Below are 8,404 nucleotides of genomic sequence, written 5' to 3'. Positions count from 1 at the left end.
TCAAGGACTGGAACGACAATCCCCGGCCGTTCGTGTGGCACAAGACCGCCGACGAGATCCTCGCGTCCCTCGCCCGTTACTGCCGACGCATCACGAACTCAGGACACTAGCCTGCGTGTTTCGTCTGGGCTCGCGTAAAGATCATGACCGGAGAAGCGAAAGTGCCATTTGAGCTGCAACGATGAGGCTCGTCGAAGGCCCCAGTCGTTCCAGCGGGAAGTCATTTTCTACGTGCACACGCCCTGGTCGGCCACGCCGGCTCGCGGATGCTCGCGAATCTGGCCGACGCCGCCTCTCTGACCACTGTCTTCAGCGACGTCCTGTACCGGCTGCGGCCGACGCGGGACCGGGCACGACCCCGGCCGCGTCGCGGTGGACCTGGCGGTGATGCTCACCGACGAAGGCGAAGCCGCCGCCGATCTGGCCGTGCCGCGTGACCGGCACGAGGTGTTCGGTCGCCTCGACCCCGACCGCCTGGCCATGCTGGTCGGCATCAACGCGGCAGCCCCGAACGCCCTGCGGGCAGCCAGCGCCGAGGCCCGCGAGCGCGCGTAGCTGCAAGCCGACGAGACCGGACACCCCATGCCCGGCTCACGGGCCGCGGGAAGCGAACCGCCCGGCCCGGTCCTGGGCACCTGCCGCTTCGAGAAGGAACAGGCCGCCGCCACCTGCGCTGTGCCACGTCCGCACCGAACGTTCAACCGCCGAGGTGACGACGGACTGATCAGCAGACCGCTAGCCGGCCGCTGCACAGCCGCACCGGCCCTGTCATCGGCTCCGGAAGACGCCGGCCAGCCGGCCTTCGGGTGGCCTCGTCACCCCGCCAGCGGCAGTGCGTCGAACCTGTGCTCCTTCCACAGCTGCCGTGAGACCTCTTCCGGGTACGCGGCCACGGCCCGCTCGACATCGATGACACAAGTGGCGCGCTCCTGCGGAGCATAGGTCGGCCAGCCCGGATCGCCGCTCTCCGCGAACGTGGTCCAGGCCCGGCGCCACCAGGCCGAGATCGCCAGCGCCTCGGCCGGGGGCTCATCTCCGAGCATCATCCTGCTGGTGTCTTCGGCGCCGAAGATGCCGAAGACCAGCGGCACGTCCAGCCCATGACACGACCCCAGCACACCGCCGTTCGCCGGAGCCGGATAGGTCATCTCGTAGACATGTGCCCGGCCACCGCCGACGATCTGGGCCTCCGCCAACCGCAGCGAGGGGATCCGGAAGAGCCAGTCCGATTGCACCCACTCGAACAGCGCCTCGTCCGAGGCGCCGGGGAACGCCGCGCGGTACGCTCCCTCCGGATCCGCGCCGGACCCCAGCATGCGCAGCATCTCGCCGGTCTGCTCCGCCGTGACCTTTCCGAGCTGCCCCAGCATCGCCTCGAACAGCCGGAACTCATCGCGGTTGTGGCCCACGACCAGTTCCACGTCCCGCGCGGCGCCATCGGCCAGAGCGGTGAACGGGACGTACGGCAGCACCTCTCCGTCGATGACGGGGAAGAAGGGCGTGACGGTGTACGCGAGCCGTCCCCACCGACGCGCGAACTCGCGCACCCGCGGGCCCAGCACGGCCCCGGCCGTGGCCAGCGTGCCGGGCTCGATCTTCCCCAACTCCTCGACGGTCGGCCGCACACCGAGACCGGAGGCGAGTTCCCGGCCGACGTCGGCGGCCAGCTCCGCGGAGAGGAAGGCGCCCGGGACGCTCTGCGTGATCGCCCGCCGGAACAGCCCCCGGGCCGTCGGCATCGCCAGCAGGGCTGCCACACTCCCGGCCCCGGCCGACTCTCCGAAGACCGTGACCCGCTCCGGATTGCCGCCGAACACCGCGATGTTCTCCCGCACCCAGGTCAGCGCCGCCACCTGGTCCAGCAGCCCACGGTTGGCCGGGGCCCCCTCGATCGCGGCGAAGCCCTCCATCCCGAGCCGGTAGTTCAGCGTGACCAGGACGACACCGCCCTCGCTCGCCAGCAGCCGCCCGCTGTAGGTGGGCTGCGCCGACGAACCCTGCAGGTACGCCCCGCCGTGGATGAAGACCATCACCGGCCGCTGCGCCGCAGGGTCCGGTTCGGGTGTCCACACGTTGACGGTCAGCCACTCGTCGCCGGCGACGGCCATCGGCTCGGGTGTCTGCTGCGGCGCGGACGGCCCGAACTCGCCGGCGTCCCGCACCCCGTCCCAGGCGTCTGCGGCGCGCGGCGCCATGAACCGGTTCTCACCGGTGGGCGCCGCCGCGAACGGGATGCCCCGGAAGACCGCGAGCCCTTCCTCCTGCCTGCCGCGCACCCGGCCTGACGATGTGAGGACTGTAGGGAATGCATCCGCGCGCATGTGCGACACCTTTCGCTCGCGTCTCCACGATCATGAACCTGCCGTCATTGGTATTGCTCCGCATGCTCCCGGCTCACGCCTGCGCGCACGCACATCGGCACGCCGAGATCCCCCGCGCGGCCCTGGGCGTCCAGGTCAGGGATCTCGCTCGGCCTGCGCGTTTCGTCCGGGCACGCGCGAGGATCATGACCGGAGAAGCGAAAATGCCTTGTGAACTGCAACGATGAGGCTTGTCCAAGGTCCCGGTCGTTCCGGCGGGAAGGCATTCCGCGTGCACACGACCCGGTCTCGCCCCAAGCTCGTCGTGAGTGCCGACGGGAACGGAGTGGTCAGCCACGCCGGCTCGCGCCGGCTCGCGGATCTGGCCGACGCCACCTCGCTGACCAGCGCCTTCAGCAACGCCCTGCACCGTCTGCGACCGCGCGGGACCGGGCATGACCCCGGCCGTGTCGCGGTGGACCTGGCGAGGACGGGCTGGGGTGGTCGTTAAGGGGTGTGCGGGTGGGTGGGGGTGTAGGGGGTTGGTGAGGGGAGGTGGAGGTCTGTGGGGAGTAGGGAGGCCAGCCAGCAGTCTCGGCGTACGCCTTTGTTGGTGAGGGCTGAGCGGAGGGTGCCTTCCAGGGTGAAGCCGGATTTTTGGGCCACTGCCAGGGAAAGGGTGTTGCCTACCTCGGCTCGCCATTCGAGGCGGTCGGTGGAGAGGCGGGTGAAGGACCAGGCCGCGGCGGTGAGGGTGGCTTCGGTGGTGTAGCCGTGGGAGCGGTGTTCTTTGGCGGTCCAGAAGCCGATTTCTGTGGTGCCGGGGGCGCGGGGGGTGAGGCTGAGCATGCCGGTCAAGGGGCCGTGGGGGAGGGTCACGGCGAAGGTGTACATCGTGTCGGTGGCCCAGCCGGCGGGGGCGATGTCGGTGGTGAAGGCGTGAGCGTGTTCGGGGAGGTAGGGGGAGGGGATGGTCGTCCAGCGTTGGATCTCGGGGTCCTGGGCGGCGGCGAGGACCGGTTCGGTGTCCTCGGGGGTCACCGGGCGCAGGATCAGGCGGGGCGAGGTGAGGGTGACGGGCTCCATCGGGTGATTCTGCGCGGGGGCGTGCGCGGGGCGTCAACTTCTTGCCGTTGTGCGCCGCTGGGGGCCAGGTGGCGTTGGGGGGGAGCCGTGCTGAGAGGGCGTGCGTGCCGTGCCGGGCCGGGTCGGGTTGGGCTGTGCCGATCTGTGCCGATCCAGGTCGTGCCGGGCCGTGCTGGGTCGTGCTGGAGTGGCGGGCCACGCCGTGCCGCGTCGGGCCAGGTCGTGCCGAGCCGGGTTGTGCCGCGTCGGGCTGGGCTGTGCCGGGCCGGGCCGGGCCGTGCCGTGTTGGGTCGTGCTGGGGTAGCGGGCCACGCCGCGCCGTGCCGTGCCGCGTCGGGCCAGGTCGTATCGAACCGAGCTGTGCTGAGCCGGGCCGGGCCGATCCAGGTCGTACCGCGTCGGGTCGCGCCGCGTCGGGCCGGGCCGTGCCGATCCAGGCCGGGCCGTGCCGAGCCGTGCCGCGCTGTGTCGGGCCCCGCTGATCCGTGCCGATCCGTGTCGATCCAGGCCCTGCTGGAGTGGCGGGCCACGCCGTGCCGCGCCAGCTGCGTCGAGCCGCGCCGTGCCGCGCCGGACGGGGTGCTGGGGCGTGCCGTGTCGGGGGGTGGCGGCTTCGTGGGGTTCTGGACCGTGCGCTGTCCGTTTGAGGTGGTGCCGTGTCGGTCGTTGATTCCAAGCGGTTGATCGCAATTCGTGGAGATTTGGTCGGTGGGGGCGGCACTATCCGTGGGGGCCGGGCGTTGTGGGGGTGTAAGGAGTTGTGGGGCGGCGGGTGGGCTGTGTCACGGCGGGCCTCCCGGCGTGGCGGGGTCCTCGCATACGATGGCCGTTGCTCAGCAATTCAAAAGGAACCCGACCGTCCCAGGCCCGACCGGCAAGGAGACCAACCCCCGTGTCCGTCCTCTCGAAGCTCATGCGTGCAGGCGAAGGCAAGATCCTGCGCAAACTGCACCGCATCGCGGACCAGGTCAACTCCATCGAAGAGGACTTCGCCGACCTCTCCGACGCCGAGCTGCGGGCCCTCACCGAGGAGTACAAGCAGCGTTACGTCGACGGTGAGACCCTGGACGACCTGATGCCCGAGGCGTTCGCCACCGTCCGTGAGGCCGCCAAGCGTGTCCTCGGCCAGCGGCACTACGACGTGCAGATCATGGGCGGCGCCGCGCTGCACATGGGATACGTGGCGGAGATGAAGACCGGTGAGGGCAAGACCCTCGTCGGCACGCTCCCCGCGTACCTGAACGCGTTGTCGGGCAAGGGCGTCCACCTGATCACCGTCAACGACTACCTGGCCGAGCGCGACTCCGAGATGATGGGCCGCGTGCACCGCTTCCTCGGCCTGGAAGTCGGCTGCATCCTCGCGAACATGACGCCGGCCCAGCGCCGCGAGCAGTACGGCTGCGACATCACGTACGGCACGAACAACGAGTTCGGGTTCGACTACCTGCGCGACAACATGGCGTGGTCGCAGGACGAGCTGGTGCAGCGCGGCCACAACTTCGCGATCGTCGACGAGGTCGACTCGATCCTGGTCGACGAGGCCCGTACCCCGCTGATCATCTCCGGCCCGGCCGACCAGGCGACGAAGTGGTACGGCGACTTCGCCAAGCTCGTCCTGCGTCTGAAGAAGGGCGAGGCCGGCAACCCGCTCAAGGGCATCGAGGAGACCGGCGACTACGAGGTCGACGAGAAGAAGCGCACGGTCGCGATCCACGAGTCCGGTGTCGCCAAGGTCGAGGACTGGCTGGGCATCGACAACCTCTACGAGTCGGTGAACACCCCTCTGGTGGGCTACCTGAACAACGCCATCAAGGCGAAGGAGCTCTTCAAGAAGGACAAGGACTACGTCGTCATGGACGGCGAAGTCATGATCGTCGACGAGCACACCGGCCGTATCCTCGCCGGCCGCCGTTACAACGAGGGCATGCACCAGGCGATCGAGGCGAAGGAAGGGGTGGACATCAAGGACGAGAACCAGACGCTCGCCACGATCACCCTCCAGAACTTCTTCCGCCTCTACAAGCGCCACGACCACAACGGCAAGGAACAGCCCGGTCTCTCCGGCATGACCGGTACGGCCATGACCGAGGCCGCCGAGTTCCATCAGATCTACAAGCTCGGCGTCGTCCCGATCCCGACGAACCGGCCGATGGTCCGCAAGGACCAGTCGGACCTGATCTACCGCACCGAGGTCGCGAAGTTCGAGGCGGTCGTCGACGACATCGCGGAGAAGCACGAGAAGGGCCAGCCGATCCTGGTCGGCACGACCTCCGTCGAGAAGTCCGAGTACCTCTCGCAGCAGCTCTCCAAGCGGGGCATCCAGCACGAGGTGCTGAACGCCAAGCACCACGAGCGCGAGGCGACGATCGTCGCGCAGGCCGGCCGTAAGGGCGCGGTCACGGTCGCGACGAACATGGCCGGCCGTGGTACCGACATCAAGCTCGGCGGCAACCCCGAGGACCTCGCCGAGGCGGAGCTGCGCCAGCGTGGCCTCGACCCCGAGGAGCACATCGAGGAGTGGGCGGCGGCGCTGCCCGCGGCCCTGGAGAAGGCCGGGCAGGCCGTCAAGGCGGAGAAGGAGGAGGTCGAGGCGAGCGGCGGGCTGTACGTGCTGGGCACGGAACGGCACGAGTCGCGTCGTATCGACAACCAGCTCCGCGGTCGTTCCGGGCGTCAGGGTGACCCCGGTGAGTCGCGGTTCTACCTCTCCCTCGGTGACGATCTGATGCGGCTGTTCAAGGCGCAGATGGTCGAGCGTGTGATGTCCATGGCGAACGTGCCGGACGACGTGCCGATCGAGAACAAGATGGTCACCCGGGCGATCGCGTCCGCTCAGTCGCAGGTCGAGCAGCAGAACTTCGAGACGCGTAAGAACGTCCTGAAGTACGACGAGGTGCTCAACCGGCAGCGTGAGGTCATCTACGGCGAGCGGCGGCGGGTGCTGGAGGGGGAGGACCTTCAGGAGCAGGTCGTCCACTTCATGGACGACACGATCGACGCGTACGTCTCCGCCGAGACCGCCGAGGGGTTCGCGGAGGACTGGGATCTCGACCGGCTGTGGGGGGCGTTCAAGCAGCTCTACCCGGTGAAGATCACCGTCGAGGAGCTGGAGGACGCCGCCGGGGACCGGGCCGGGCTGACCGCCGAGTTCGTCTCCGAGTCCATCAAGGACGACATCCACGCGCAGTACGAGGAGCGGGAGACGCAGCTCGGCTCCGAGATCATGCGGGAGCTGGAGCGGCGGGTCGTGCTGTCGGTTCTGGACCGGAAGTGGCGTGAGCACCTCTACGAGATGGACTATCTCCAGGAGGGCATCGGGCTGCGGGCGATGGCCCAGAAGGACCCGCTGGTCGAGTACCAGCGCGAGGGCTTCGACATGTTCACGGCCATGATGGACGGGATCAAGGAGGAGTCCGTCGGCTACCTGTTCAACCTGGAGGTTCAGGTCGAGCAGCAGGTCGAGGAGGTGCCCGTTTCCGACGAGGCGCCCGATCTGGAGAAGCAGGACGCGGTGCCCGCGCAGGGTGGGGCTCGGCCTGAGATCCGTGCGAAGGGGCTGGACGCGCCTCAGCGGCGTGCGCTGCACTTCTCCGCGCCCACCGTTGATGGTGAGGGCGGGACCATCGAGGGCGAGTTCGACGCGGACGACGAGGTTGTGCGGTCCGAGGCGGACGGGTTGACCCGGGCTGAGCGGCGTAAGCAGGCGAAGGGGGTTCGGCGGCGGCGGAAGTAGGGGTGGCGCGCTGCTGAGGTAGACCGTGGAGGGCCGGGCACCTGGTGTCCGGCCCTTTGGGTTGGGTGGGGGTGGTTGGGCCGGGTGTGTTCCTTACGTTGGGCCGGTCTGTTCCGGCCCGGCGTGCTCTCAGGGGTCCTGGGGCCTTCGGCCCTGGGGGCCGTCGAGTTCTACCGCTGTGCAGCGCCAGCGTTGGTCGGAGCCGAGTTCCAGGCGGAAGGCCATGGCGCGGAGGCGGGGGCCGGTGGTGATGCGGGCGAAGGCTTCGATGGCGCCGGGGCGGGGGATCTCGTAGCCGATGTCGCGGAGGACGGGGGTGGTGCCGCGGGTGCGGAGGGGGCCGTGTTCGGCGAGGTGGGCGAGGTCGTCGTAGGCGGTGCCGAGGGTGTGGCGGAGCATGGCGTGGACGGGGCGGCGGCCGGTGAGGACGGCGAGGAGGCGTTCGGCGAAGAGGTCGGCGGGGTGGGGTTGGGTGAGGGGACGGCGGGGGGTCTGGGCGGGGACGCGGGGGGTGTTCGGGGTGCCGGACGTCTCGGCGTCGGTCTGCCTGGGGCCCGGTGTCCTGAGGGGGGCGCGGGTGGTGGACGGGCGGTTGTCTGCGGGGCGGGTGCGGGAGGTGGGGCGGTTGTTCGGGGGGCGGCCGGACGGGGGTGCGGTTCGGGTGGTGGGGGTGCTGGGCGGGCGGCCTCCGGGGGGTGTGGGGGTGGTGGTGCGGGGTCGGGTGCGCGTCATGATCTTGTGCATGGGGTTCCCCGTTCTGCCGCGCCGAAGTACTCGGCGGTAACTTTCCGTTGCGGATCTTGTACGGGGAGTGGTCGATTCGGTGCAAGGGGGACTTGGGGGCGGGCGGAAGCGGAAGAAAGTCAACCGTTACGGGTGAGCGCGGAGAGGACTGTGCTGGTCCGGGGGGTGTGTGATGAGCTGGATTTTTCGTGGCGTTGACGGTTTCCCGCAGAGGTGGAGGAACTCGAAAGGGGACCACCGCACGTATCCTCGGGGGGAATCAAGCGGAGTCTCCGAGCAGGAAAGCGGCCGTCCATGCGTGTCTACGTTCCCCTGACCCTTCCCGGGCTCGCCGAGTCGTACAAGACGGGTGAGCTGGGCACCGGGTTGCTGGTCGCGTACGCCGTGACGCCCGCGCTGCGCGAGTGGTACCTCTCGGACGACATCGAGGAGCTGGAGTACGCCGCCCTCAGCCGCGCCGCCCTCGCCTCGCTGCGACAGCTCGCCGCGAACCCCGGGGCGCCCCGGCGCCGGGTGGTCGTCGCGGTGGACGTCCCCGACG

At 69.6% G+C, this 8,404-nt stretch carries 6 protein-coding genes and 1 pseudogene; 4 read left to right on the top strand and 3 right to left on the bottom strand.

Translation table 11 applies throughout. The features are described 5' to 3' along the window. The first annotated feature begins 387 nt into the window (after nucleotides 1-387). Entirely contained in the window at nucleotides 388-555 is a 168-nt protein-coding gene (locus ACVNF4_RS28645; RefSeq protein WP_461805783.1) for a hypothetical protein, read from the top strand. Nucleotides 556-815: 260 nt separating this feature from the next. Here the strand turns inward: ACVNF4_RS28645 and ACVNF4_RS28640 are convergent, their stop codons facing one another. Beyond that, nucleotides 816-2,321: a carboxylesterase/lipase family protein gene (locus ACVNF4_RS28640; RefSeq protein ID WP_461805782.1), complete on the bottom strand. Its 1,506-nt coding sequence runs from the start codon at nucleotides 2,319-2,321 to the stop codon at nucleotides 816-818. A 223-nt stretch (nucleotides 2,322-2,544) separates the two neighbouring features. Between ACVNF4_RS28640 and ACVNF4_RS28635 the strand changes: the two are divergent. Beyond that, nucleotides 2,545-2,787: pseudogene (locus ACVNF4_RS28635) on the top strand (hypothetical protein); the annotation flags it as partial. A gap of 20 nt (nucleotides 2,788-2,807) precedes the next feature. Here ACVNF4_RS28635 and ACVNF4_RS28630 read toward each other — a convergent pair. Further along, nucleotides 2,808-3,386 (bottom strand): GNAT family N-acetyltransferase, encoded by a 579-nt coding sequence (locus ACVNF4_RS28630; protein ID WP_461805781.1) that lies wholly within the window; start codon nucleotides 3,384-3,386, stop codon nucleotides 2,808-2,810. 892 nt (nucleotides 3,387-4,278) lie between these two features. Between ACVNF4_RS28630 and secA the strand changes: the two genes are divergently transcribed. Continuing rightward, nucleotides 4,279-7,119, top strand: a complete 2,841-nt coding sequence (secA, locus tag ACVNF4_RS28625) for a preprotein translocase subunit SecA (RefSeq protein WP_461805780.1) — start codon at nucleotides 4,279-4,281, stop codon at nucleotides 7,117-7,119. A gap of 129 nt (nucleotides 7,120-7,248) precedes the next feature. Here the strand turns inward: secA and ACVNF4_RS28620 are convergent, their stop codons facing one another. Then, nucleotides 7,249-7,863 (bottom strand): Rv3235 family protein, encoded by a 615-nt coding sequence (locus ACVNF4_RS28620; protein ID WP_461805779.1) that lies wholly within the window; start codon nucleotides 7,861-7,863, stop codon nucleotides 7,249-7,251. A 294-nt stretch (nucleotides 7,864-8,157) separates the two neighbouring features. Between ACVNF4_RS28620 and ACVNF4_RS28615 the strand changes: the two genes are divergently transcribed. After that, the coding region (locus tag ACVNF4_RS28615) for a DUF6912 family protein (RefSeq protein WP_461805778.1) at nucleotides 8,158-8,404 on the top strand (247 nt) is incomplete at its 3' end.

It is taken from the genome of Streptomyces sp. S6, from assembly GCF_054880855.1.
The sequence above is the reverse complement of the archived record's forward strand: the minus strand, read 5'-3'. Positions and strand labels throughout refer to the sequence as shown.